A 23,908-nucleotide genomic window follows, 5' to 3' on the forward strand; every position below is an offset into this window, starting at 1 on the left:
GGGCCCGCCGAGCCGTCGACAACGCCCTCGAAATACGGATGTTCGCCGCCTGCGATACGCGCGGCGATCTGCTCGCCCGCGCTCGCTGCACCACGATGGCATCCGTCGCCACCGCGGCGGTGGATTTGAACTCCCGCCGCCAGAACTATGCCGCGCCGATGCCCGAATACCTGTTCGGCCGGCAGCTTTCCGGAACGGAGCTCGGACCGCAGATCGCCCACGTGCTCGTCCGGCTCGCCATGGTGCTGCTGATGGTGGCGGCGTTGTTCGCCATCGTGCGCCGAACCATCCGGCCGCGACGGGGAGGGCAACGTACGGCGGCACCGGCGAATCGGTGGTCGCCGTGGTCGGATTCGAATCGCGGTGTACCGGCCGGGCGCGGATGGAGCGGGCGCCGGGGTGGGAGTGCCGGCGATCGTGACCGGCGCGTTCTCCCCGCCGCACGCATCGGTGCAGCGGCGTCGCAGGCCGCACGAGGAGCACGCGAGTGGCTGTCGCGCAGGGCTATTCAGCTCCGCAGCGTTACGGTGCGGGGTGTCGACGGGATCGGCCTGTGGCTCGGCACTCCGGTGACAGCGGCGGCGGGAGGCGGCGCCGGCGGATGGGTACCGGATCGGGCGCGGATGTCCGTTACGGCGCTGGAACTTTCACCATTCCAGCGGCCGGTTGGGGGGCGAGAGGTTTCGTGCACCCAACCGGCGAGCAACCTACGAAGGACGGTGACGCCGGGCACGGGCTCTGCCACTGGCTCTGGCTCTGGCTCTGGCTCTGGCTCTGGCTCTGGCACTGGCACTGGCACTGGCACTGGCACTGGCACTGGCACTGGCACTGGCACTGGCACTGGCACTGGCACGAACAGTAATCACCGATCGACGCCGAAGCACTCGCACCGTCCTGCAGATTCAACTGGCACGCAGGGCAATTCGTCGGCAGCCGACTCCGATGCCACCGTACGGACATGCTTCGCACCACCCTCGCTCGGCGAACCAACTCCCACGACGCTGCCTCCCCGTGCGTCCGAGCGGGCGCGGCACGCACTCGGCGCGACGATTCGGCGGCTCGTCACCATCGGCACGCCTCGGACCGGGACACTGGTGGCTGCGGCGGCGGGGATTTCCGCCTCGCTGGCGCCGGGCCTACTTCCACGCACCTCGATCGCGCAAGCGTTGCTCACCGCGCTGTTGGTACTCATCGCGCTGGGTGTGGCGGGGCTAGGGCGGAAGGTGTTGGGGCACTGGAAGTTCGATATGCACGTGCGGACGAGGCGGTTCCGGAGTGCGATCGTGATCGCATCGTGCGCCGTGGCCGGGGCCGCGCTGATCCATGCCTGGTACTGGCAGAACCGGCTGCGGGCGGCCATGGATTTTCCGCCGGTCGGTGTGCGGTACTGGCTGCATTGGGCGATCGGCGTCGTCGCGGTGGTCGTTCCGATCGTGCTCGTCGGGCGTGGATTGCGCTGGGCGGCAAGGTATGTGGGAGGACTGCGGGCGACGGCACTGGTCACCGCCACCGTCCTGGCCTGCCAGTTCGCCCTGCTTCCGGCAGTCGTGAATTGGCAGCGGTCGGCATTCGCCTCGGCCGACGCCGCCATGGATCCCGGCGTCGTGCGACCGGTCTCCTACACCCGCTCGGGCAGCCCGGATTCGGAAGTGAGCTGGGCCTCGCTCGGAGCGGAGGGGCGCAAATTCGTCGCCGAACGCGGCCGGTCGGTGCGCGTCTACATCGGTCTGGACTCGGCGCCGGATCTCGATTCCCGTGTCGCGCTGGCGATTCGGGAGATCGAACGATCCGGCGGATTCGACCGCACCCACCTCGTGATGATGGTGCCGACCGGATCGGGCTGGCTCGACGCCAATGCCGCTCGCGGCCTGGACGAACGGTTCGACGGCGATGCGACGCTCGTCGGCATGCAATATTCGCAGGCTCCCAGCTGGGCGACCTTCCTGTTCGCCCGGGCCGACGCCGAACGCTCGGCACGGGCACTGTTCACCGGCATCGAACGACGCCTGGCCGCCCTGGCCCATCCGCCGAAGCTCTACGTCTACGGCCAGAGCCTGGGCGCGACCGCGGGCAGCGCGATCTTCGCCGACGACCGGGACGAAAGCGCGCGGGTCTGCGCCGCGCTGTGGGCGGGCCCACCGGCATCGGCCGTGCACCGCGGCGGGGCCACCGTCCTCGCCAACTCCTCCGATCCCGTGGTGCAGTGGTCGCCCCGATTGCTCTGGCGCGCACCCGATCTCACCGGAACCCGCCACGACGCACCCCATCCGATGTGGCTGCCGGGACTGAGCTGGGTGCAGACCACCGCGGATCTGCTCTCCGCCCTCGCCCCGGGCCCCGGCCACGGCCACCGCTACGGATCCGACCAGGGCACCGCCCTCGGGAGCTGCTGACGTCGAGTGCGGCAGCCGCGGCGGCCGCGCCGCCGGCTCCCACCCAGCCGACCACCGTGCCCGCCCGGCCCCAGCCGTGTGCTATACCGGTTCTCGCAGGTCAGAACTGTAAATCGGCGGAAGGACGGCATGGACAAGCCCACGAATCTGGTGGAATTCGAGACCATGCTGCTCGGCCGCTACACCATTCACCCGCGCTATCGCCGCGACGGCACCCGTCTCGATCGCAGCGCCTACCTGCTGCTCAGCCGGCTCGCCATCGAGGGCCCGATGTCGATCGGCCAGCTCAGCGAGGCGTTCGGTCTCGATGCCTCCACCCTCAACCGGCAGACCGCGGCGCTGTTGCGCGCCGGACACGTCGAGCGCATCCCCGATCCCGAGGGCGGAATGGCCCGCAAATTCCGCATCACACCGGCGGGCGAGGAGAACCTCGACGCCGAACGCAATGCCAATATCGAAGGTCTGGGCCGCGTGCTCGAGGGCTGGTCTCCCGACGACGTCGCGCGCTTCGCCGACTATCTGCAGCGCTTCAACACCGATATCGAGCGGCTCGACGGCCGCCCGTGGCCGCGGCCGTAATCGGCGTATCGACGATCCGAAACGCGCGCCTGTCGTCCGGCCCGCGCGGCGGCGTCACCTGATGGGTACGCCGCCACGCATCCGGGCCCCCGGAACGAGCTCGCCGATCGCGTGCGCTCAGGCGATCGGGCCGCGCGCGGCCTCGTAGGCGGCGCCCACGCGGTAGAGCCGGTCGTCGGCCAGCGCCGGCGCCATGATCTGCAGGCCCACGGGCAGGCCGTCGTCGGCTGACAGCCCGGACGGCACCGACATCGCGCAGTGCCCGGCCAGGTTGGTCGGGAGGGTGCACAGGTCCGACAGGTACATCGCCAGCGGATCGTTCACCTTCTCCCCCAGCTTCCACGGCGTGAACGGGCTGGTCGGCGAGACCAGCACATCGACGGTCTCGTAGGCCCTGTCGAAGTCCTGCGCGATCAGGGTGCGCACCTTCAGCGCCTGACCGTAGTAGGCGTCGTAGTATCCGGCCGAGAGCGCGTAGGTGCCGATCATGATGCGGCGCTTGACTTCCGGGCCGAACCCCGCCTCGCGGGTGAGCGACATGACCTGCTCCGCGGAGTGGGCGCCGTCGTCGCCGACGCGCAGGCCGTACCGCATGGCATCGAAGCGAGCCAGATTGGACGAGACCTCACTCGGCAGGATCAGGTAGTAGGACGCCAGCGCGTATTCGAAGTGCGGGCACGACACCTCGACCACCTCGGCGCCCAGATCCTTCAGTTGCGCCACCGCGGCGTCGAAGGAGGCGAGCACACCCGGCTGATAGCTGTCGGAATGCAGCTCCTTCACCACGCCGACCTTGACGCCGGTCAGATCGCCGCGCGCACCCGCGCGAGCGGCCTCCACGAGCGCCGGCACCGGCACATCGCGCGAGGTCGAATCCTTCGGGTCGTAACCGGCGATCACCTCGTGCAGCAAGGCGGTGTCGAGCACGGTGCGACCACACGGGCCGCCCTGGTCCAGCGACGACGCGCAAGCGACCAGGCCGTAGCGGGACACGGTGCCGTAGGTCGGCTTGGTACCGACGGTCGCGGTGACCGCGGCGGGCTGACGGATGGAACCACCGGTGTCGGTGCCGATCGCCAGCGGCGCCTGATAGGAGGCCAGGGCCGCCGCCGAACCGCCGCCGGACCCGCCGGGGATGCGGCTGGTGTCCCACGGGTTGCGGGTCGGGCCGTACGCCGAGTTCTCGGTGGAGGAACCCATCGCGAACTCGTCCATGTTCGTCTTGCCCAGGATCGGGATGCCTGCGGCGCGCAGTTTGGCCGTCACGGTCGCGTCGTAGGGCGACACCCAGCCCTCGAGAATCTTCGACGCGCAGGTGGTCGGCATATCCGTGGTGGTGAAAACGTCCTTGAGCGCCAACGGAACTCCCGCCAGCGGCGAGGCCACGGTGCCCGCGGCGATCGCGGCGTCGACCTCGGCGGCGGTTACCAGCGCCTGCTCGCCGGCGACGTGCAGGAAGGCGTTGAGCTCACCGTCGACCTCGGCGATGCGCTGCAGATGCGCCTCGGTGACCTGCACCGAGGACACCTCGCGGCCGTGGATCTTCTCCGCCAGCTCGGCCGCGGACAGTTTCGTCAGATCGCCGCTCATTACTCGCCTTCTCCCAGGATCTGCGGAACCATGAACCGCTGCTCGTCGACCGCGGGGGCGCCGGACAAGGCCTCGTCCGGGCTGAGCCCGGGAACGACCACATCCGGGCGGGTGACGTTCGCGGTCGGGTTCGGCGACGCGGTGGCCGGTACGTCGGCGGCGACCTCGGTGATGACCTGCACGTGACTCAGGATCGAATCCAGCTGACCGGCATACAGATCGAGCTCTTCGTCGGTGAGGGCGAGCCGGGACAACCGGGCGAGGTGTGCGACCTCGTCGCGGGAGATGGCGGACACCGCGAATCCCCTTTCGGCAGGTTGGTGCGTGTCGATGGCGCAGTGTGCTGCGCATGGGACAGCCTAATGGGGTCGAGGCCCGGAGGCGGCAGCGGATGCGTAACCACGCAGGGCCTCCCCATTAGGCTCGGACAACACAGCCTAATGGGTGCGTGTTGTAGCCATCCGGTCACGGTCGGGCTGCGCTGTTCGTTCCGGTGCGCGCCGGACACACGGTTGACATCACAACGTCATCGGAACGGCACTGGCACGGCACCGGGGGTTCGGCCGACAATGAATGTGGCGTACCTCACTGCCCCCGCGTGGAATCGTTTGCCGGAAGCAGTGGGTGTAAGTATTGCGAGACTCGGGTATACGTCCGAAAGTCTCGGTCGCACAGGAAAGGAAGGCAAGCACGTGTCATATCTGCTTCGCGTGCAGCTTCCGGATCGCCCAGGAAGTCTCGGTTCACTCGCAGTAGCGCTGGGCTCCGTCGGCGCCGACATCCTCTCGCTGGATGTCGTCGAACGCGGCGCAGGATATGCGATCGACGATCTGGTGGTGGAAGTTCCGTCGGGCGCGCTGCCCGACACGTTGATCACCGCGGCGGAATCGCTCGCCGATGTGCGGGTCGATTCGCTGCGTCCGTATTCCGGCATTCTCGACACCCATCGCGAGCTGGAGCTGATCGACCAGGTCGCCACCGCCCGCGACGACCGGCTGCAAGTGCTGGTCGACGGCGTCCCGCGCGTCCTGCAGGTCGGATGGAGCACCGTGATGGATCTGGGCCCGCACGGCGGCGGCCAGCGTCTGGTCGGCAGCACCAGCGCACCCGAGACGCAGGCCGGCAGTGTGCCGTGGATGCCGCTCGAGAAGCCGACCGCCCTCGATCCCGAGGCCGACTGGGTCCCGCAGATCTGGCGGGACATGGACACCAAGCTCGCGGCCGCCCCGCTCGGCAACACCGGCAAGGCGCTGCTGCTGGGCCGCCCCGGCGGGCCGGATTTCCGTCCGTCCGAGATCGCGCGGCTGGGCTATCTGGCGGGCATCATCGCCACCGTGCTGAGCTGAACCGCTTGCGGCGCAGCACATTTCGGCGACGAGCAGCGGTGGGCACCTGCGCGGTGCCCGCCCCTGCCCGCCTCGCGCCGGATGCGCCTAAGCGCCTCGCGTGAGCTCCAGCCGCATCACGGTGAGCGGCAGCCCGGCGTCGGTGTGCCAATCCCGTTCCGGCACATGGACGAATCCCAGCCGCTCGTAGATGCGGCGTGCGTCGGCCATCCCGGGCATCGTGGTCAGCACCACGGCGGCGAAACTCTCCGCCCGGGCCGTCTCGACGACGGTCCGGACCAAAGCGGTGCCGACACCGGCGCCACGGGCACGCTTGGCGACCGCGAGCATGCGGAACTCCAGTTCGCCCGACCCCGCGATATCGGCGTACGGGGTGCCGGGCCGCGCGATGGTTAGCGAACCGAGCAGGTCCCCGTCGCGCTCCGCGACGAGGACCTCGGCTTCGCGCGCTCTGGTCTCGGTATCGGAAAGTTCTGCCACATAGGGACTTTCGGAATGCACATGCCCCTCGCCGACGTAGGTGTCGACCGTGAGCAGTGCGATCGCCGCAAAATCGTCCGGGCCGGCGGGACGAATCCGCACCCCCGTATCCAGCTGATCCATCCTCAGTCCGATTCGTCCTCGGTATCCGACTCCGGCCGCACCGCATCGGGCCCCTCCGCCAGCAGCGTGCGGAACCCGTCCTCGTCCAGAATGGGCACACCGAGTTCCTCGGCCTTGGCCGCCTTGGACCCGGGGGAATCACCGATCACCACGAAGGCCGTCTTCTTCGACACGGATCCGGCCGCCTTGCCGCCGCGCACCAGGATCGCTTCCTTGGCCTCGTCGCGGGAAAATCCTTGCAGGGAGCCGGTGACCACGATCGACAGCCCTTCCAGGTTGCGTTCGATGGATTCGTCGCGCTCGTCCTCCATCCGCACCCCGGCCGCACGCCACTTGCCGACGATGGTGCGGTGCCAGTCGACGGTGAACCATTCCTTCACCGCGGCCGCGATGGTCGGGCCGACGCCGTCGACGGCCGCCAGCGCCTCGGCCGACGCCTCCTCGATCGCCGCCATACTTCCCAGTTCGGCGGCCAGGGCGCGCGCGGCGGTCGGCCCGACGTGGCGGATGGACAGTGCCACCAGCACCCGCCACAGCGGACGGTCCTTCGCGCTGTCGAGATTCTGCAGCAGGCGTTTGCCGTTGGCCGAGAGGGTGCCGCTCTTGTTGACGAAAAGCGTTGTGCCGAGCAGTTTTTCCTCGGTGAGGTCGAACAGATCGCCCTCGTCCGCGATCGCGCCCGACTTCAGCAGGTCGATCGCGGCCTCGTAGCCCAGCGCCTCGATGTCGAACGCGCCGCGCCCGGCCATGTGGAAGACCCGCTCCCGCAGCTGCGCGGGGCAATGCCGCTGGTTCGGGCAGCGGATATCGGCATCGCCCTCCTTCTCGGGAGCGAGCTCGGTGCCGCATTCCGGGCAGTGGGTGGGCATGACGAAGCGCCGTTCGCTGCCGTCACGCACGTCGACCACCGGGCCGAGGACCTCGGGAATGACATCGCCGGCCTTGCGGATGGTGACGGTATCGCCGATCAGCACGCCCTTGCGCTCGACCTCCGAGGCGTTGTGCAGCGTGGCCATCGCGACCGTGGAGCCGGCGACGGTGACCGGTTCCATCACCGCGAACGGCGTCACCCGGCCGGTGCGGCCGACGTTGACCTGGATGTCGAGCAGGCGGGTGGTGGCCTCCTCCGGCGGGTACTTGTAGGCGATGGCCCAGCGCGGGGCGCGCGAGGTGCTGCCGAGGCGGCGTTGCAGGGTGAAGTCGTCGACCTTGATCACCTGGCCGTCGATTTCGTGCTCGATGTCGTGGCGGTGCTCACCCCAGTACCGAATGCGTTCGACCACCGCGTCGGCGCCCTGCACGCGCACGGTGTGCGCCGAGACGGGCAGGCCCCAGGCCGCCAGCGCCCGATAGGCCTCGAACTGCGAGGACGGGCTGAATCCGACCATGCGGCCGAAGCCGTGGCAGATCATGCGCAGCCGGCGCCGGGAGGTGACCGCCGGATCCTTCTGCCGCAGCGATCCGGCGGCGGTATTGCGCGGATTCGCATAGGGCGGTTTGCCCTCGGCGACGATCGCGGCGTTCAGATTCTCGAAGTCCTCGAGCCGGAAATACACCTCACCGCGCACCTCGAGCAGCTCCGGAATCGGGAATTCCGTTGTGGGCGTGAGCTGTTCGGGGATGTCCTCGATCGTGCGCGCGTTGAGGGTGACATCCTCACCGGTGCGGCCGTCGCCACGGGTGGCACCGCGCACCAGCCGGCCGTTCTCGTAGACCACGTTCAACGCCACGCCGTCGATCTTCACCTCGCAGACGAAGTGCGTATCGGCCCCGGTTTCGGCGACCACCCGGCTGATCCAGGTGCGCATCTCGTCCTCGTCGAACACGTTGTCCAGCGAGAGCATGCGCTCGAGATGGTCGACCGCGGTGAAATCGGTGGCGAAGCCGCCGCCGACCAGCTGCGTCGGCGAATCCGGTGTGCGCAGGTCCGGATGCGCCTCCTCCAGCGCCAGCAGGCGCTGGAACAGCTTGTCGAACTCACCGTCGGAGATGATCGGCGCATCGCGCACGTAGTACCGGAACTGGTGCTCGCGGACCTCCTCGGCCAGCTGCTGCCATTCGGTGCGCTCGTCGCCCGTCGCCGCCTCGGCGGTGTCGGCCGCCTCGGCGGCACGTGCGTCCTCGATCCCGGTTTCGCTCACCTCTGGCACATTAGCCCAGCCCACCGACATGCTCGCGGACCCTTCGGGCACGTCGGAATCAGGCGTTGACGGCGGCCCGGACATCGTCCGGCCAGGACTTGGGCGCCGATTCGAAGGTGCGATCGGCGTTCGCGAGTACCGCCCGGCCGAGCGCGTAGTTGCCGGTGCCGCCGATGATCGCACCGAGGCCGGCGGGCAGCGCCCGGCCGAACAGCAACGCCCCGCGCTTCGCGATGAACCCGACGATGAATTTGCGGGCCATCGGATTGTCGATCGAGCGGACCACCGGAAGCTTGTCCGCCACCGCCGAGGCCCAATCCTTGGCCGACTGCCCGGCGCCCTTGCCGAGCAACTGCGCCCCGCCCTCGCCGAGGACCACCGCCACCACGAGCGTCCGGCGCTGCTGCTGCGACATCGTTCGCATCCCGTGCAGCTCGCCCACCGAGACGGCGTAGAACGCCGAGGCCTCCATGAAGAAGACCGATTCCACACCGCTGGCCGCCAGTCCGATGATCGTGCCCACTCCGGGCACCGCCGCCGACAGGCCCGCGAGTGTGCCACTGACGGTCACCGCGCCCAGATAGCGCCACCGCAGGCCGCGCTCGATATCCTCCGGCGTCCGCTCCGGATGCTTGCGCCGCAACCGGCCGACGTACTTCGCCGCCAGCGGTTCCTGCACCCCCGTCCCCGCCCGCACGAACGTCTCCACCGACTTCTGCACTACCCGCTCGAACATTCGGACGGCCCCTTTCCTCGACACCGGCGACCCTACGGAGAACACGCCGATTCCTGTCCCACCGACACGAACCGGACGAACGTCACCGCCCGGCCGCCGCACTTTCGCACCGAAACCGTCGCGACCACCGCACCCGGGGCGCCGCACCGCGACAACTTCGCTCGGCAGTGCGATTACCCGTCCGCCGGTGATTCACTCGCCGATGTGCCGCGGCCCATGGTCGGGCGACGCCGGGAAGGCCCGAATTCAGAGAAGTTGACTGTCCCGGCAGAGGCTCGGGCCGCGCGCGGAGGGCGGCGCCGGATGGCTGCCGGGGTCGAACGTCCACGAGTCCACGGCCGCGGCGGGCCGCCAGAACAGCAGACCGTCCCCGCTCGGCGTGACTTCGTAGACATTGTCGCGCCCTTCGATCAACTGGTCGCCCACGCAGTAATCGGTGTATTCGGTGCCGGGTTGCCGGGCTCCCGCGCTGAAATGTCCGGCGGGCGCGTTCGCCGCCCCCGGATCGGGCACCGTACTCGACCCCATCGCCGCCGCCCCGCGAATCCACCGAGGTGCGCCGGCGGCGTCGGTTCCGCAGCTGTAACTCCACCCGCCCGCCGTGACGGTCTCTCCGCGCGGATGCGCGGTGTCGGCCCAAAGACACTGCGTGGCAACCGGATCGACGGCCGCATGGTCCGGCGCCCCGGCAGCGCCACCGGGTGCGGCCGCCGCGATCGCACCGGCGAGGGCAACGCCGGCCGCCACTACTCGTGCCCACTGCACCCCGAATGCCACGTTCATCTTCTTCACTCCTCGCAGTCGTTGTGCCTGCAGATAGGAGCGCGGGTTACGCGGCGCGGCGCTCCGCCCGGCTCGTGGCGCGTAACCGGTGGTCTGTGTAACCGCCCTGCTATCTAATTGATGGCGGCACAGTTTTCGACGGCGGTGGCACAGTGTCCGCACACCCGATCGGCCCGAGAGGGACTCGAGTGCGGCGGCACCGGAGAGGAGGGCGGCGGCAGATGAGCGGGCAGCCCGAGTCGGCGCCCACACCGGCGCCGCCATCCGGGGACGGCTACGCCGACTGGGAGGAGATCTTCCGCGGCAATGTCGGCTGGGTATACGCGCTGATGCTCGCGAAGGTGGGCGCCGCGCCCGATGCCGAAGAGCTGACGACGGAGGTGTTCATGACGGCGCTGGAGCCATCGCCCCTCGGTGCGGAACCATCGGAGATTCCGGCACTGTTGCGACATACCGCGCGTGCGGTCCTGGCCCGCTATTGGCTCTCCCGGGTGGGCCGGGAGATCACCGTGATCGACACCGAGCCGCCCGGCAGTACCTCGACCACGCCGGCAACCTTCGGCGATCTGCTCGCCGAACTGCCGGAACCCGATCGGCGGATCCTGGAATTACGTTTCCTGCAAGGACTTTCGATGGCCGACACAGCGGCGCGGCTCGGTGTCAGCGTTCCCGAGGCCGAGGCACGCCAGCGCTCGGCGCTGCGATCGGCCGCCCGTCCCGGATCAGGAGGCTCGCTGTGAGCAGCAAAGATGTGGAGCGCTACGTCGACGACATCCTCGCCGGCCGCAGCCCGCGCGGTTTCCGGCCCGACGATGACGACGCCGCCCAGATCCGCGCCGCGATCGCGCTGCGGGCGGCCCGGACCGGCGCCGGCAGTCCCGACGAGGAGTTCATCGCCCGACTGCATGACCGCCTGTCCGAGGACCTCGACGAGCCCGCCGCCGACCCGGGTGCGCGCACGCGGCGTCCCACCCGGCGCGCGGTCTTGATCGGCACGTCGGTGGCGGCCGCGGCCGCGGCGGGCGGGGTGATCGACCACACGGTGCTGAGCGGATCCGGCGAGCCGAAAGTTCCTGCCGCACAGCAGACCCTGGTGCCGTCGCACGGAACCTGGCAGCCGGTCCTCGCCAGTGCGGAGCTGCCCGACGGCGCGACCACACCGTTCGATCTCGGCGCCGTCAACGGCTTCCTCCGCCGCCGCGACGGGGTCGTCTACGCGCTGTCGGGAATCTGTACCCATCAGGGGTGCAAATTGTGGCTGGACGCGGCGGCGGCTCGGCTGCGCTGCCCGTGCCACTCGACCTCCTTCGGTTTCGAGGGTGAGGTCGTGACCCACGAGCTGCCCCGCACGCCCGCCCCCCTGCCGCGGCTGCAGGTCCGTGAAGCGAACGGCTCGATCGAGGTGTTCGCACCGGAGAAGCCGGCCTGACGGCGCGCACCGAACCGCATGTAACCACATCCCGTATCTATCCCTGACAGGCGCGTGCGTCACCGGGCTGCAGGAGGGTGGTTGGGATGGCAGGGCGATCCACGGCCGGGTCGCGATCGCCGGAGGAGCCCCGGCGCCGCGACCTGCGACTGGTACCGCAAGATCGCTATCCCAGCTGGGAAGAGGTGTACCGGGACAACGTCGGCTGGGTCTACGCGCTGATCTTCGGCAAGGTCGGCAACAAACCGGATGCGGAGGATCTCACCGCGGAGGTGTTCGTGGCCGCACTGAAACCGCTGCGGATCACCGCGAGCGTCGCCGAGGTGCGCGCCTATCTGCGGACCACCGCTCGCACGGTGCTCGCCGCGCACTGGCGATCGCGGATGGGCCGCGAGATCACGGTCATCGACGACGACATTCCGGACGAGACCGCTTCGGCGCCAACCGATTCCGCCGCGTCGCGGGCACCCGAACACGTCCGCGCGGTCTTGGGCGAACTCCCGCAACGCTACCGCCAAATTCTCGAACTGCGTTTCCTGCAGGGATTGTCGGTGCGCGAATCGGCCGCCGCGCTCGGCATCAGCGTGGCCAATGCGAAGGTGCTGCAGCATCGGGCGCTGCGCGCGGCGTCGGAACTGAATATCGACCTCGGCCTGTAACCCGGTCGCCTATCTGTCGGTGAAGCCCCGCACTCCGCGGGGTCCGGATGGAGGCCGGATCCGATGCCACGACACCTCGTTCTGAATTTCACCGCCGCCGCGACGGTCGCCCTCGGCGTCATCACACTGTCGGCGTGCGCGACCCCCGCCGACAAGGGGGCTAGCCCACCCGCTCCCACCGTCCGTTCCGAGGACCCCGGTCTGGGTATGACCCCGGGCGGCCCGGAACCGATGCCGAATATGCCCGGAATGTCGAATGTGCCTCGCACGCCGGCCGCCGTGGCCGGACCGAACGCCGTCGCCATCGACAATTTCGCCTTCGGCCCGCAGACCGTGACCGTGAGGGCCGGCACCACCGTGACCTGGACCAATCGCGACGAGGAACCGCATACGGTGGTGGCGCGCGACGGCTCGTTCCACTCCCCGGGAATGGGCACGGGGGCCACATTCAGCTTCACCTTCGCCCAGCCGGGCACCTTTGCCTACTTCTGCTCGATCCATCCCTTCATGCACGCGACAGTGGTGGTGACCCCGTGACCGAACAATTCCCACGGCACACCGATCCGCGCGATCCGCACGCCATGACCCGGCGCCAGCTGCTACGCCACAGCGCCTGGTTCGGCGCGGCCGTCGGCCTGACCGTGGTCGGCGGCGAGGTCATCTCCCATGTGGCGGGCGCGGTCCCGGCCACTGCCGAACGCCCCACCCTGCGATTCGCGCAGATCAGCGACAGCCACATCGGATTCCAGGGCACCGCCAACGCGAATGTCACCGACACCTTCACCGAGGCGATCGATCAGGTCAATACCCTCGGATACACACCGGATTTCGTCATTCACACCGGTGACCTGACACACCTCGCCACACCCGCGCAATTCGATCAGGTCCGCCAGATGATGTCCGGATTGTCCACACCGCACATCTTCACCGTGCCCGGCGAACACGATTCGACCGACGACGGCGGACAGCGCTACCGCTCGGTGTTCGGCAAGGGCACCCGCGGTGACGGGTGGTACAGCTTCGACATCGCGGGAGTGCACGTCATCGGGTTGGTCAATACGCTCAACGCGCAGAATCTGGGCCATCTCGGACAGGATCAGATCGACTTCGTCCGCGCCGACGTGGCGGGATTGTCCGCCGACACCCCGATCATCGTCTTCAGCCATATCCCGCTGTTCGCGATGTATCCCCAATGGGGTTGGGGCACAGACGATGCCGCGCAAGTACTGAGCCTGCTGCGGCGGTTCTCCTCGGTCACCTGCCTCAACGGCCATGTGCATCAACTCTTCACCAAGACCGAGGGAAACATCACCTTCTTCAGCGGGACGACCACCGCCTATCCCCTGCCGCATCCCGGCGACGGGCCCGCGCCCAAACCGGTGACGTTGCCGGCCGGAAAGCTCCACGACGCCCTGGGGATCCGGGAAGTGAGCTACCAGCAGGGCCGGCAGATGCTCGCGATCAAGGAGCAGACACTGCGATGAACACGCTATCTACCGCACGGTCGCGGTTCCCGGCGCGCCTGGCGATCAGCGCCGGACTCGTCACGACCGGTGTCGTGCACACCCAGCTCTACGGCCGGGGCTATCGCTACATCGACTACGTGGGCCCGTCGTTCGCCATCCAGGCCGCCGCCGCCTTCGCGCTGGCCGCACTGGTTCTCGTCGGCCCCTGGAGCCTGCGCGCGGCGGCGGCGGTGCTCAGCGCCGCCTCCCTGGCCGGCTTCGTGCTGTCGCGAACGAGCGGCCTGTTCGGATTCACCGAAACCGGCTGGCAGCCGGCACCGCAGGCGATGGTCGCGGTCGTCGCCGAGATCGTCACCCTCGTGGTCTGTCTGGTCTCGCTGTACCGGAGCGAACTTCGCACCTGATGTCGCGGCGCCGCCCGGCGGACGGCAGGATGGCTCGGGTGCTGCGTAGTTTTCAGGTGACCAATCACCGTTCCCTGGCCGAACCACAGGAACTCCGCCTGGTGTCGAGCCGGGCCGGTGCGCTGCCCGCTCCCGTCACCGCCGTCCACGGCGCGGCGGCGAGCGGGAAATCCGGTCTCGTCGACGCACTGGCCCACATGCGCGACGCGGTCCTGCATTCGGTGACCGGCTGGGATCCCTACGCCGGGCCGGTGCGCACGCCGCATCTCGGATTCGCCGACCGGCCTTCGGAATTCGTCGCCACCTTCGTCGCCGAGGGCACCCCCTACACCTATGGGTTCCGCCTCGACAACGCCGATGTCACCGCCGAATGGCTGCATACGCATCCGCACAACCGCAAACGCGTCATCTTCGAACGGGAGCGCGAGCAGATCCGGATCGGGCCGATGTTCGAACCGGTGCGCTTCGGCATCACCGCACTGGTGCCGCTGGTGCGGCCGAATGCGCTGCTGCTCAGCCTGACCGGGCAGATGTACGCCGAGGCGCTGGTGCCCGCCTATCGCTGGTTCTCCGCGCAGCTCGACGTCCAGCGCGGGCCCGCCGACCCGCACAGCATCGCCGAGCGCCTCGGCGGGCACATCTCGCGCTCCGCCGACAACGCCGCGCGGCTGCTGATGCTGCTGCGCTCGGCCGAACTGGGCATCGAGGATCTGCTCCTGGCCGAGAACGATCCGATGTACGCCGACTACCTGCGCGATATCGACGGCGAAATCGCCGGGATGGCAAAGGAATTGGATGCCTGCGCCGCCTCGCCCGCGCACGCCCTGCGGGTGCGCGAAACCCTCGGCGTGGAACCCGTCGCCCTCGAGCGGGAACTGAGCAATCTGCGCGCGGCCCGCGACACCCTCTACGCGCGCATGGTCGCCCGCCGCGGGGTCGGGCTCGGCGTGGTCCACGAGGGCATCGACGCCGCCTTCGACATCGCCGACGAATCCACCGCCACACTGGCCCTGCTGCGCCTGCTGCCGACCGTGCTCGACGCGCTCGACACCGGCCGGGTGCTGGCGGTCGACGATGTCGACACCCACCTCACCGGGGACACCGCCGACCGGCTGATCCAGCTGTTCCAGAATCCGGAGACCAACTCCCGGGGCGCGCAGCTGATCTTCACCACCCGCAACCGCACGCTCATCGACCGCGGCAACGGGCGCTCACAGTCTCGGCGCACCCGGGTGTGGCAGGTCCGCCGCACCGCCGCCGGCACCAGCGAGCTCAGCGCCGGCTGATATCGCCTTGGCGCCCCGGTGACGGCGGCACATCGAGGCTGTCCCGTTTGTCCGCCTAGCATGGAGGCATGCTGCTGCAGATCGTGTTCATCGTGTTGATCGCCGGCGCACTGATCGCGCTGCTGATGAACTTTCGCGGCCGGGGTCGTTTCGGTGGTTTCCAGCGCGGCGCGCAGGAGGCCGGGACGCTGCGGATCACCGGCGTGAGCCCGCGCCCGGCCGCGCAGGGCGAGCAGTTCGTGACGATCACCGGCACGATCTCGGGGCCGAGTGTTGCGGCCGAGACCGTGTACGGGCGCTTCGCCTGGGACGTCAACCAGTGGCCGTTCCCCGGTGAGGACCTCCCCGTCGTCTATCCACCGGGTAAGCCTCAGCACTGGCAGATCGGCCATCCCGACCCGGGGCCGTCCACAGGATTGTGATCCCGGCGCAGCCCCCCCGCCGCGCCCTATTCGAAGGTGAGCGAATCCGGGTCGTCGGCGTAGGCGCGGGCCACGTCGGACGACAGGTCCAGCGCACGGCGGGCCCACGCCAAGGGGGCGGCGGCCAGGCCACACGCGGGGGTGACCAGGATGCGGTCGGTGAGGGTGCGCCGCGGGAAGCCGAGGCGGTCCACGAGGCGCACGCCCGGTTCGGCGAGCTGCCGCCAGGTGGGCGGGGTGGCCGGTGCCGTGGTGGGGACCAGCCCCAGCGCGAGATATTTGCCCGCGTCCAGTAGTTCACCGACGGCGTCGAGGTTGCCGGTGGCGATGGCCGCCATATCGAAACCTACTGCGGCAGCGGAACTTCCGCGCAGAAACGACAGTGGCGGCGCATCGGCGCAGCTGTGGATCAGCACCGGGACGGACTGGGCCGTGACGACCGTGTCGAGGATGTGCAGCGCCTCCGGCTCGGGAACCGGGCGCACGGTGTTCAGCACGCTGGCGCCGCGCAGACTTCCCTCCAGCACCGCCCCCAGCGACGGTTCGTCCAGTTGCACGACGACATCGGCGCCCAGCCGTTTGGCCACCTCGGCGGCATGATCGGACAGCCCCTCGGCCAATGATTCCGACAGGTCGCGCACCGCACCGGAGTCGGTGAGCACGCGATGACCGTTCGCCAGTTCGACCTGCGCGGCGAGCGTCAGCGGTCCGACCGACTGCACCTTGAGCGTGCGGCCGGCACCGGTGAGACCCGCTGTCTCCCAGGCTTCTTCGAGCGCGTCGAGATCGGTGCGAAGCAGATCGTGCGCGCGGCGCGCGGTCGCTCCGGGGCGGGGGCTCAAGCGGTAGCCGCGGGTGGTGGTGTCGAACTGCATGTCGACCAGCAACGCCGAGGCCCGCCCGACCATATCGGAACCCGCACCGCGCCCGGGCAATTCGGGTAGATGGGCGAGTTCGGGGAGCTCCCCCACAATGGTGGCGGCGGCCTCGCGGGGGTCGGTGCCCGGCCAGGAACCGACACCCGTGGCGATACCTCCCCGCAGGCTCGGCCGCGCGTCGGATCGGTTCTCGCTCGTCATATGTCACCCATCTCGATCACCGCGCCGAACGTCGGCGGCCGCATGACGTGGTCACGCACGGCGCAACCGTATCCGAGCGTGGACGCGGAGCCGGCCGTACTCCCCGAAGTGGCCCCCGACCCGGACGACGTCCGCGCTCACCGCGCGGAATCCGCGACCAGCTCCCCGGCGCGCTCACGTCCGGTACCGCTGATGGTGCCGCTGCCGATCACCCGGTCTCCCAACGGATCCGGCAGATAGGCCACTACCGCCTGCCCGCGCGCCACGCCGGTCAGGGGCTCGCGCAGCCGCGCGATCAGACCGCCGTCGACCGCCTCCACGACGGCCGGGGCGATGCCGCCGTGCGCACGCACCTGGACGACACAGTCGAACGGCCCGGACGGCACCTCACCGGAGGTCCACACGGCCCGGTCCGCCCGCACCGTCCAGACGTCCAGATCTTCGGCGGGCCCGACGTGGACGGTGCCGGAGTCCGGGTCGATCTCGGTGACGTAGCGGGGGCGGCCGTCCGCGGCGGGGCCGGGCAGCCCGAGCCCCTTGCGCTGGCCGATCGTGAATCCGTGCACGCCTTCGTGGTCGGCCAGTTTGCGGCCGTCGCTGTCGACGATGGCGCCGGGACGCACACCGATCGAGGCGCCGAGGAACGCGCGGGTGTCGCCGGAGGGGATGAAGCAGATGTCGTGGGAGTCGGGCTTGTTCGCGACGGCGAGACCGCGCTCGGCGGCCTCTTCGCGGATGCGCGGCTTCGGGGTGTCACCCACCGGGAACATCGCCCGCGACAGCTGGTCGGCGGTGAGCACGGCCAGCACATAGGACTGATCCTTGTCGGCGTCGACGGCGCGGCGCAGCACACCGTCGGACAGCTGCGCGTAGTGGCCGGTCACCACGGCGTCGAATCCGAGCGCGGCGGCGCGGTCGGCCAGGGCCGAGAACTTGATCTTCTCGTTACAGCGCAGGCACGGATTCGGCGTCTCGCCGGCCGCGTAGGCGGCGACGAAGTCGTCGATCACGTCCTCTTTGAAGCGGTCGGCGAAATCCCAGACGTAGAACGGAATTCCGAGCACGTCGGCGGCGCGGCGCGCATCGCCGGCGTCCTCCTTGGAACAGCATCCGCGCGACCCGGTGCGCAGTGTTCCGGGGGTGGCCGACAGGGCCAGATGCACTCCGACCACCTCGTGGCCGGCGTCGACCGCACGCGCGGCGGCCACGGCGGAATCGACGCCGCCGCTCATCGCTGCCAGCACTCTCATCGCGTACCTCCTTTCGCACCGGCCAGTCCGGCCGCTTCGGCCCGCTCCACCACGGAGGGCAGAACTTCCAGCACTCTGTCGATCTCGGCCGCGGTCGTGGTGTGACCGAGCGAGAACCGCAGGGAACCGCGCGCCTGACGCGGTTCGACCCCCATCGCGAGCAGTACATGGCTCGGCGCGGCCACCCCGGCGTTGCACGCCGATCCGGTCGAGCACTCGATCCCCGCGGCGTCGAGCAGCATCAGCAGGGAATCGCCCTCGCAACCGGGGAAGGTGAAGTGGACGTTTCCGGGCAGGCGCCGCTCACCGGTAGCGCCGTTGAGGACGGCCCCGGGCATCGCGTCGCGCACGCCGGCGATCAGGCGATCGCGCAGCTCGATCAATTCCGCTGTGCGCGCGGGCATTTCCCGCACGGTCTCCCGCAGCGCCGCGGCGATTCCCACCGCGCCCGGCACATCGGAGGTGCCCGATCGCAGATCGCGCTCGTGGCCGCCGCCGTGCAGCAGCGGCACGCAGCCGACCTGCCGGCCCAGCAGCAGGACCCCGCATCCGTGCGGACCGCCGACCTTGTGCCCGGCGAAACTGGCCGCCGCCAGGCCACTCGTTGCGAAATCGATGGGCAGCTGGGCGGCCGCCTGCACCGCGTCGCTGTGCATCGGAACGTCGAATTCCTGAGCGACGGAAGCCAATTCGACGATCGGCTCGATCGTGCCGACCTCGTTGTTGGCCCACATCACGCTGACCAGGGCGGTATCGTCGGCGTGCGCCGACAGCGCTTCGCGCAGCGCCCCCGGCGAGACGATGCCCTCGGAGTCGACGTCGAGCAGGGTGACCTGGGCGCCCTCGTGCTGCTGCAACCAGTCCACCGCGTCGAGCACCGCATGGTGTTCGACCGAGCTCACCAGGATGCGGGTGCGGCGCGGATCGGCGTCGCGACGAGCCCAGTAGATGCCCTTGACCGCGAGATTGTCACTTTCCGTACCGCCCGAGGTGAAGATCACCTCCGAGGGCCGCGCCCCGAGATCGGCCGCGACGGATTCGCGCGCCTCCTCCAGCAATCGCCGCGCGGTGCGGCCGGAGCCGTGCAGGGACGACGCGTTACCGACCGTGCCGAGCACAGCCGTCATCGCCTCGACGGCGGCCGGGAACATGGGTGTCGTGGCCGCGTGATCGAGGTAGACCGTCTTGGGCGCCGCTGCGACCGGACCCGGGAAAGCCGACATCATGACCGATCCAGCCTATCCCACCGTTGACCTGCACACCTTGGGGGTATCCTTCCGCCTTCCGCGTACCACCTACGCTTCACCCCCATCGGCAACCCGGCTGCCCTCCCCCGATATTCCCGATGGCCGCCGGAGATTTTTCGGCGTCCCCGATATTCCGGCGGACAAATCCGGCAGCACCGAGCCAAGCATGTGCTCGATATTTGCTGAAGCCGGAAAGCTTACTCACCACGAATCCCCCGAATTTCCACCGAACGAACACTACCATTCGAAAACGACTGGACACCAGGTTGTTTCGGGCCGGCGACCAGCTCGCGGAAAGTTTGCGGATAACCGCGTTTCTGACTAGGCTGCCTCGCAGAACGATCACCACGGCGCGGCGCGGACAGCGCTCGAGCGGGAGCGATTCCGATATTTCCCCGACTCGCCGTGGATGTGCTGGGGGTTATTCGCAGACATGTGACGGTTGAGCCCGGTATGCGGCAGATCGAGTCCGGGCTGTGAGGTGAGGAGAACGGTGAGCGGCAAACTGATCACGACAACTCCGTCGGCGGCTCTGCTGGTCGAGGAGATCGTCGATCGCTACGGCTCGGTCGAGCAGTTCTGCAACCAACTGCGCCGGGACCTGGACGACCCGACCGTGCAACTGCCGCGCCTCACCCATTTCATGCCGCCGGACGGCCCCCATCCCCCGCCTCATCTCGCCTGGTCACAGGCTCCGTGCGCGGAACCGGCGCCGATGACCGAAGCCGGCGCGACGCCGCCCCGACCCTACGGCGACGCCGAGTCCCCGGCCGTCCCGGATCCGGCCTCGGGCGGCGAGCCCGCTCCGCCCACGCCCTCGCGAGCACAGCCCATGACCGCCGAAGCGCACGTGCGCCGCAGCCTGTGGCGTCGATTGCTGGCCTGGTTGTGATTCGTCTCACCGATCTGCGGGATACCTTCTGTCACAACGTATTCGGGTCCGAAGAGCGTTGTCTCGTCCACCCCGGCCGGGTCCCGGCGCCCTGATCTCCTCGGTTGCCGGCCCGGCTTCGCCTACCCCCCGGAAGTGATCGTCGATTCCGGGCGGTTGATGATCGTGGGTGCCCGGCCGTCGGCCGGTGAGGAAGGAGTTCGGCGCCATGGACAGTGCGTTCTTCCGCGTCAAGCACGAGGAGACCGAGGAACTGCACCCCGAACCCCGCGCGGGCAGCGGCTGGGGTGCGGACCAGATGCGCGGGCCGGCCGTCAGCGCTGCGCTGGCGCGAGAGGTCGAGCGGACGGTCGAGGCCCTGGGCCGTCCGGATCTGCAGCCGGTGCGGTGGACGCTCGATCTGTTCCGCGCGGTCCGGATGCGCCCCTCGGTGACCTCCGCGACGATCGTCCGTGAAGGTCCCCGCCTCTGCCTGGTCGACGCGGTGCTGAGCCAGGACGGCGAACCGGCGGCTCGCGCGAGTGCGCTGTTCCTGCGAGCGAGCGAGGCCCCGCCCGGGCAGGTGTGGTCCGGCGGCACCACCCCGACCGCCCCCGATCCGGGCATGCGCGCTACCCGCGACCCGGAACGGCTCTACCACGCCGAATCCGAGGGCTGGGGCGAGTGGTCCGACGCCTTCCTCGGCAGCCCCCGAAAACGCATCTGGCACTTCGCAATTCCGGTGGTCGAGGGCGAGGAGCCGACCCCGTTCCAGTTCGCGGCCTCGGTCGCCGACGTCACGAATATGGTGTCCAATCTCGGCAGCGCGGGCTTGGAATACATCAATCCCGATGTGACGATGGCGATCACCCGGCTGCCGGCCGAGAGGGAAATCGGCCTCGCCCTCACCGAACGCGTCGAACATCACGGCCTCGCCGTCGGCACCGCGGTGATGTTCGATCGCGACGGCGCCCTCGGCACCACCACCGTCTCCGCCATCGCGAACGCCCGCCGCGCCGTACGCCTCGTCCCCGGCGCCGACTGAGAGCGACCGTTTCTCGTCGGCGCCGCTCGACCGGCATCCCGGCGTGATCAGCTCTCCGGGGTGGGGCCGGTGAGGACGGTTTGCGCGGTTTTGCGGAGGGCGGCGACGAGGCGGCTGCGGTCGTCGGCGCGGGTGGCCAGGACTACGTGGGCCGGGTCGACGTCGGTGAGGGGGACGGCGGTGAGGTCTGGGCGGAGAGTGTGAATTCGGAAGCCGGCGGCGATGGCGACGGCCTCGCCGGCGGCGATGATCTCGAGTTTGTCCTCCATCGCGTCGATGATCGGGCCGTCGGGGGCGGAGCGTCCGTCGGGGCGAGGGTCGATGCGCCAGTAGGCATTCCAGGCCGGATCGGAATCGCGGAGCCGGGGCAACGGTTCGTCGGCGATATCGGCGAGGGTGACCGATTCCTTGCCCGCGAGCCGATGGGAGGTCGGCAGGATCACCACCCGCGGTTCGTCGTAGAGGACGGTGACGTGCAGCCGCTCGGTGGGGAAGGGCAGCCGGGTGACCAGCGCGTCCACGCGATGTTCGAGCAGCGCGGCGGGGACGTCGTTCCAGGGCACGTGCTGGGCGCGCACCTCGGCATCGGGATGGCGGCGGCGCAGTTCCCGGACGGCGGGGGTGACGATCAGCCCGCTGGTATAGCCGACCGCGAGGCGCCCCGGCTGGGCGACGGCGCGGGTCTTGGCGACCGCCGCGGCCGCCGCCCGGAGCAGCGCATGGGCCTGCGGCAGGAACACCTCACCGGCCTCGGTGAGCCGGCTTCCCTGCGGAGTGCGGTCCAGGAGGCGAGCGCCGAGTTGCTGTTCCAGTCGGTGGATCTGGCGACTCAGCGACGGCTGCGTGACGTGTAGCGACTCGGCCGCGCGACCGAAGTGCCGATGATCGGCGACCACGGTGAAACAGTGCACCAGCCGTAGATCGAGGTCCACGGGCGACGTCTCGGGCATGACGCCAGCTTAGCCGGGGGCCCGAGTACTCAGCTGCGCCTACCTGGGGCGATACGGAAAATGTATTGCGTCAGACGAAAGATTCATTGGCAGCGCGCCCGTCGCCGGTGCGAGAGTGAGTTGGCGGCGGAGATCCGGCGGCGGCGTCGACAGGAGCGGGACCCACCCCGCGCCGACGCCTCACGACACTGCTCTCGCGCCGTCAGGTCAACGGCACCGGTTGCACTACCGTCCGCTGGTCCGCGGCACCGGTTTTCGCTACCGGCCGCCGGTCCGCGGCACCGGTTGCACCACCGGCCGCCGGTTCGCGACACCGGTTGGCACTACCGGCCGCCGACCCCGAGACACTCGTCGAGACCTACGTATTCCTCACCAGCACAACCCATTTCGACGAATCTCCGTACATCCCAGGAGGGACAATCGATGACAAGCAACACCGTCGTGGAAGCCGCACGCAGCGCGCTGGGACCGGTCGGCGTCACCCTCCCGGTGTCGTTCACCCGGACGCCCTCGGCACAGGAGCAACGCAGCGCGGGCCGCCGGTTGGAAGAGGCCGGCGTCCGGGCGGTATGGACCAACGAGGTGATCGGCAAGGACGCCTTCGCGCACCTGGCCGTTCTGCTCGCCGCCACCGAACGGATGACGGCCGGAACCTGCGTGGCCAACATCTGGGCTCGGGCACCGCAGACCGCGCACGGCGCCGCCGCCTACCTCGCCCAGGCATATGCGGGGCGATTCGTGCTCGGCCTGGGTGTGGGGTATCCGCAGCAAGCCGACAGCGTCGGCCGCGAATTCGGCAGCCCACTGACGACCATGCGGGACTACGTGGCGGGGATGGACGCACAAACCTGGCCACCCGCGCCCGAGACGTCCTATCCCCGCATTCTCGCCGCGAACGGTCCGAAGATGCTCGCCCTCGCTGCCGATATCGCCGACGGCGCCCTGCCGGCCGGCCTGCCCGCGGAACATACCGCGCGCGCCCGGGACGCGCTCGGCCCCGGAAAACTGCTGGTGGTGGGCCAATCGGTGGTCGTGGACGATGATCGCGGGCGAGCCCGCGCGACCGCCCGCGAGGTGGTGCGAACGTGGGCCGCCCGGCCGTCGTTTCGCGCCACACTCGTCGAATTGGGCTATCCGGCAATCGAAATCGACGAACTCGGTGACCGGGTCGTGGACGCACTCGTCGCCCACGGCCGCGCGGAATCCATCGCGGCCACGATCCGCTCCCATCTGGACGCCGGGGCGGACCATGTGGTGCTGCTGCCACCGATCGGCACCGAATTCGGCTCCGGTATCGAGCAGTTGGTGTCGATCGCGCCGGCCCTCGGCGAGATCGGCTGAACGCGCCGACTCCGCCCTCCCTCGCCGCAGCAGGTCGCGGGCGTATGGTCGCCGCATGCGCCTGAGCACCCGAAATCAACTCGACGGCACCGTCGTCTCGGTCACTCGCGGTGAGGCCATGGCAGTCGTGCGGGTCCGCCTCACCGGCGGGGACGAGATCACCTCGTCGATCACCCGCGATGCCGTGGACGATCTCGGCCTCACCGAGGGCTCGACGGTCAAGGTGCTGATCAAATCGACCGAGGTGACACTCGGCATCGAATAGATCCACCGGCCACGCCCTCCGGC

25 protein-coding genes are annotated in these 23,908 nt (G+C 69.5%); 15 read left to right on the plus strand and 10 right to left on the minus strand.

Features of this window, described 5'->3' with window-relative positions; translation table 11 throughout:
- The first annotated feature begins 1,094 nt into the window (after positions 1 to 1,094).
- Positions 1,095 to 2,393 carry an alpha/beta-hydrolase family protein gene (locus A5780_RS03670; RefSeq protein WP_231982836.1) on the plus strand — a complete coding sequence of 433 codons (1,299 nt, stop codon included), beginning with the start codon at positions 1,095 to 1,097 and terminating at the stop codon, positions 2,391 to 2,393.
- Between the two features lie 129 nt (positions 2,394 to 2,522).
- Complete coding sequence (locus A5780_RS03675) at positions 2,523 to 2,972, plus strand: MarR family winged helix-turn-helix transcriptional regulator (RefSeq protein WP_036503940.1); 450 nt, start codon at positions 2,523 to 2,525, stop codon at positions 2,970 to 2,972.
- Positions 2,973 to 3,089: 117 nt separating this feature from the next.
- On the opposite strand, the gene gatA is transcribed toward A5780_RS03675, so the two are convergent.
- Complete coding sequence (gene gatA / locus A5780_RS03680) at positions 3,090 to 4,562, minus strand: Asp-tRNA(Asn)/Glu-tRNA(Gln) amidotransferase subunit GatA (RefSeq protein ID WP_064907171.1); 1,473 nt, start codon at positions 4,560 to 4,562, stop codon at positions 3,090 to 3,092.
- Positions 4,562 to 4,858: an Asp-tRNA(Asn)/Glu-tRNA(Gln) amidotransferase subunit GatC gene (gene gatC / locus A5780_RS03685; protein WP_036503944.1), complete on the minus strand. Its 297-nt coding sequence runs from the start codon at positions 4,856 to 4,858 to the stop codon at positions 4,562 to 4,564. Before gatC ends, gatA begins: the two co-directional genes overlap by 1 nt.
- A 396-nt stretch (positions 4,859 to 5,254) precedes the next feature.
- Here gatC and A5780_RS03690 point away from each other — a divergent pair, with 396 nt between their 5' ends.
- Positions 5,255 to 5,908 (plus strand): amino acid-binding protein, encoded by a 654-nt coding sequence (locus A5780_RS03690; protein WP_030512928.1) that lies wholly within the window; start codon positions 5,255 to 5,257, stop codon positions 5,906 to 5,908.
- A gap of 87 nt (positions 5,909 to 5,995) precedes the next feature.
- Here A5780_RS03690 and A5780_RS03695 read toward each other — a convergent pair whose 3' ends face one another.
- The 4 genes from A5780_RS03695 to A5780_RS03710 all read right to left on the minus strand — a co-directional run bounded on the left by A5780_RS03695 (position 5,996) and on the right by A5780_RS03710 (position 10,171).
- Positions 5,996 to 6,511, minus strand: coding sequence for a GNAT family N-acetyltransferase (locus tag A5780_RS03695; RefSeq protein ID WP_063018713.1), 516 nt, complete (start codon positions 6,509 to 6,511; stop codon positions 5,996 to 5,998).
- A 2-nt stretch (positions 6,512 to 6,513) separates the two neighbouring features.
- Complete coding sequence (gene ligA, locus A5780_RS03700) at positions 6,514 to 8,652, minus strand: NAD-dependent DNA ligase LigA (RefSeq protein ID WP_255407229.1); 2,139 nt, start codon at positions 8,650 to 8,652, stop codon at positions 6,514 to 6,516.
- A gap of 58 nt (positions 8,653 to 8,710) precedes the next feature.
- Complete coding sequence (locus A5780_RS03705; protein ID WP_064907705.1) at positions 8,711 to 9,388, minus strand: hypothetical protein; 678 nt, start codon at positions 9,386 to 9,388, stop codon at positions 8,711 to 8,713.
- Between the two features lie 246 nt (positions 9,389 to 9,634).
- Positions 9,635 to 10,171 (minus strand): hypothetical protein, encoded by a 537-nt coding sequence (locus A5780_RS03710; protein WP_146102128.1) that lies wholly within the window; start codon positions 10,169 to 10,171, stop codon positions 9,635 to 9,637.
- A gap of 221 nt (positions 10,172 to 10,392) precedes the next feature.
- Between A5780_RS03710 and A5780_RS03715 the strand changes: the two genes are divergently transcribed.
- The 8 genes from A5780_RS03715 to A5780_RS03750 all read left to right on the plus strand — a co-directional run bounded on the left by A5780_RS03715 (position 10,393) and on the right by A5780_RS03750 (position 15,837).
- The gene (locus A5780_RS03715) at positions 10,393 to 10,911 is read left to right on the plus strand and encodes an RNA polymerase sigma factor (protein WP_063018719.1); all 519 of its coding nucleotides are present in this window, start codon (positions 10,393 to 10,395) and stop codon (positions 10,909 to 10,911) included.
- Complete coding sequence (locus A5780_RS03720; protein ID WP_064907169.1) at positions 10,908 to 11,600, plus strand: Rieske (2Fe-2S) protein; 693 nt, start codon at positions 10,908 to 10,910, stop codon at positions 11,598 to 11,600. The genes A5780_RS03715 and A5780_RS03720 overlap by 4 nt, the downstream gene beginning before the upstream one ends.
- 86 nt (positions 11,601 to 11,686) lie before the next feature.
- Positions 11,687 to 12,259 carry an RNA polymerase sigma factor gene (locus tag A5780_RS03725; RefSeq protein WP_064907707.1) on the plus strand — a complete coding sequence of 191 codons (573 nt, stop codon included), beginning with the start codon at positions 11,687 to 11,689 and terminating at the stop codon, positions 12,257 to 12,259.
- Between the two features lie 63 nt (positions 12,260 to 12,322).
- Complete coding sequence (locus A5780_RS03730; protein ID WP_082976267.1) at positions 12,323 to 12,796, plus strand: cupredoxin family copper-binding protein; 474 nt, start codon at positions 12,323 to 12,325, stop codon at positions 12,794 to 12,796.
- A 44-nt stretch (positions 12,797 to 12,840) separates the two neighbouring features.
- On the plus strand, positions 12,841 to 13,743 hold the full coding sequence (locus A5780_RS03735; protein ID WP_063014730.1) for a metallophosphoesterase: 903 nt from the start codon (positions 12,841 to 12,843) through the stop codon (positions 13,741 to 13,743).
- Positions 13,740 to 14,129 (plus strand): hypothetical protein, encoded by a 390-nt coding sequence (locus A5780_RS03740; RefSeq protein WP_063014698.1) that lies wholly within the window; start codon positions 13,740 to 13,742, stop codon positions 14,127 to 14,129. Before A5780_RS03735 ends, A5780_RS03740 begins: the two co-directional genes overlap by 4 nt.
- Positions 14,130 to 14,167: 38 nt before the next feature.
- Positions 14,168 to 15,415, plus strand: a complete 1,248-nt coding sequence (locus A5780_RS03745) for an ATP/GTP-binding protein (protein ID WP_064907730.1) — start codon at positions 14,168 to 14,170, stop codon at positions 15,413 to 15,415.
- Between the two features lie 68 nt (positions 15,416 to 15,483).
- On the plus strand, positions 15,484 to 15,837 hold the full coding sequence (locus A5780_RS03750) for a hypothetical protein (RefSeq protein WP_063014696.1): 354 nt from the start codon (positions 15,484 to 15,486) through the stop codon (positions 15,835 to 15,837).
- 26 nt (positions 15,838 to 15,863) lie between these two features.
- On the opposite strand, the gene A5780_RS03755 is transcribed toward A5780_RS03750, so the two are convergent.
- The 3 genes from A5780_RS03755 to A5780_RS03765 all read right to left on the minus strand — a co-directional run bounded on the left by A5780_RS03755 (position 15,864) and on the right by A5780_RS03765 (position 19,392).
- The gene (locus A5780_RS03755) at positions 15,864 to 16,916 is read right to left on the minus strand and encodes a methionine synthase (RefSeq protein ID WP_064907708.1); all 1,053 of its coding nucleotides are present in this window, start codon (positions 16,914 to 16,916) and stop codon (positions 15,864 to 15,866) included.
- Positions 16,917 to 17,053: 137 nt separating this feature from the next.
- Complete coding sequence (gene mnmA, locus A5780_RS03760) at positions 17,054 to 18,166, minus strand: tRNA 2-thiouridine(34) synthase MnmA (protein WP_064906505.1); 1,113 nt, start codon at positions 18,164 to 18,166, stop codon at positions 17,054 to 17,056.
- Entirely contained in the window at positions 18,163 to 19,392 is a 1,230-nt protein-coding gene (locus A5780_RS03765; RefSeq protein ID WP_064907709.1) for a cysteine desulfurase family protein, read from the minus strand. The genes mnmA and A5780_RS03765 overlap by 4 nt, the downstream gene beginning before the upstream one ends.
- Positions 19,393 to 19,906: 514 nt before the next feature.
- Here A5780_RS03765 and A5780_RS03770 point away from each other — a divergent pair.
- Positions 19,907 to 20,305 (plus strand): hypothetical protein, encoded by a 399-nt coding sequence (locus tag A5780_RS03770; protein ID WP_064907710.1) that lies wholly within the window; start codon positions 19,907 to 19,909, stop codon positions 20,303 to 20,305.
- A 208-nt stretch (positions 20,306 to 20,513) separates the two neighbouring features.
- Entirely contained in the window at positions 20,514 to 21,329 is an 816-nt protein-coding gene (locus tag A5780_RS03775) for an acyl-CoA thioesterase domain-containing protein (protein WP_064906511.1), read from the plus strand.
- Between the two features lie 47 nt (positions 21,330 to 21,376).
- On the opposite strand, the gene A5780_RS03780 is transcribed toward A5780_RS03775, so the two are convergent.
- Positions 21,377 to 22,279, minus strand: a complete 903-nt coding sequence (locus A5780_RS03780; RefSeq protein WP_064906513.1) for a LysR family transcriptional regulator — start codon at positions 22,277 to 22,279, stop codon at positions 21,377 to 21,379.
- 423 nt (positions 22,280 to 22,702) lie between these two features.
- On the opposite strand from A5780_RS03780, the gene A5780_RS03785 reads away from it, so the two are divergent.
- Both A5780_RS03785 and A5780_RS03790 read left to right on the plus strand, forming a co-directional pair.
- Positions 22,703 to 23,620 carry a TIGR03620 family F420-dependent LLM class oxidoreductase gene (locus A5780_RS03785; protein ID WP_064907711.1) on the plus strand — a complete coding sequence of 306 codons (918 nt, stop codon included), beginning with the start codon at positions 22,703 to 22,705 and terminating at the stop codon, positions 23,618 to 23,620.
- Positions 23,621 to 23,675: 55 nt separating this feature from the next.
- Positions 23,676 to 23,885 carry a molybdopterin-binding protein gene (locus A5780_RS03790; protein ID WP_030512908.1) on the plus strand — a complete coding sequence of 70 codons (210 nt, stop codon included), beginning with the start codon at positions 23,676 to 23,678 and terminating at the stop codon, positions 23,883 to 23,885.
- The last annotated feature ends 23 nt before the right edge of the window (positions 23,886 to 23,908 follow it).

The organism is Nocardia sp. 852002-20019_SCH5090214 (genome assembly GCF_001665865.1).
GTDB classification, from domain to species: domain Bacteria; phylum Actinomycetota; class Actinomycetes; order Mycobacteriales; family Mycobacteriaceae; genus Nocardia; species Nocardia nova.

Bases quoted from the DNA above. Each gene is read 5' to 3' on its own strand.
- A5780_RS03675 (WP_036503940.1), top strand. From the start codon at position 2,523: ATGGACAAGCCCACGAATCTGGTGGAATTCGAGACCATGCTGCTCGGC.
- gatA (WP_064907171.1), bottom strand. From the start codon at position 4,562: ATGAGCGGCGATCTGACGAAACTGTCCGCGGCCGAGCTGGCGGAGAAG.
- A5780_RS03695 (WP_063018713.1), bottom strand. From the start codon at position 6,511: ATGGATCAGCTGGATACGGGGGTGCGGATTCGTCCCGCCGGCCCGGAC.
- A5780_RS03705 (WP_064907705.1), bottom strand. From the start codon at position 9,388: ATGTTCGAGCGGGTAGTGCAGAAGTCGGTGGAGACGTTCGTGCGGGCG.
- A5780_RS03710 (WP_146102128.1), bottom strand. From the start codon at position 10,171: ATGAACGTGGCATTCGGGGTGCAGTGGGCACGAGTAGTGGCGGCCGGC.
- A5780_RS03715 (WP_063018719.1), top strand. From the start codon at position 10,393: ATGAGCGGGCAGCCCGAGTCGGCGCCCACACCGGCGCCGCCATCCGGG.
- A5780_RS03725 (WP_064907707.1), top strand. From the start codon at position 11,687: ATGGCAGGGCGATCCACGGCCGGGTCGCGATCGCCGGAGGAGCCCCGG.
- A5780_RS03730 (WP_082976267.1), top strand. From the start codon at position 12,323: ATGCCACGACACCTCGTTCTGAATTTCACCGCCGCCGCGACGGTCGCC.
- A5780_RS03735 (WP_063014730.1), top strand. From the start codon at position 12,841: ATGACCCGGCGCCAGCTGCTACGCCACAGCGCCTGGTTCGGCGCGGCC.
- A5780_RS03740 (WP_063014698.1), top strand. From the start codon at position 13,740: ATGAACACGCTATCTACCGCACGGTCGCGGTTCCCGGCGCGCCTGGCG.
- A5780_RS03750 (WP_063014696.1), top strand. From the start codon at position 15,484: ATGCTGCTGCAGATCGTGTTCATCGTGTTGATCGCCGGCGCACTGATC.
- A5780_RS03755 (WP_064907708.1), bottom strand. From the start codon at position 16,916: ATGACGAGCGAGAACCGATCCGACGCGCGGCCGAGCCTGCGGGGAGGT.
- mnmA (WP_064906505.1), bottom strand. From the start codon at position 18,166: ATGAGAGTGCTGGCAGCGATGAGCGGCGGCGTCGATTCCGCCGTGGCC.
- A5780_RS03765 (WP_064907709.1), bottom strand. From the start codon at position 19,392: ATGATGTCGGCTTTCCCGGGTCCGGTCGCAGCGGCGCCCAAGACGGTC.
- A5780_RS03775 (WP_064906511.1), top strand. From the start codon at position 20,514: ATGGACAGTGCGTTCTTCCGCGTCAAGCACGAGGAGACCGAGGAACTG.
- A5780_RS03780 (WP_064906513.1), bottom strand. From the start codon at position 22,279: ATGCCCGAGACGTCGCCCGTGGACCTCGATCTACGGCTGGTGCACTGT.
- A5780_RS03785 (WP_064907711.1), top strand. From the start codon at position 22,703: ATGACAAGCAACACCGTCGTGGAAGCCGCACGCAGCGCGCTGGGACCG.
- A5780_RS03790 (WP_030512908.1), top strand. From the start codon at position 23,676: ATGCGCCTGAGCACCCGAAATCAACTCGACGGCACCGTCGTCTCGGTC.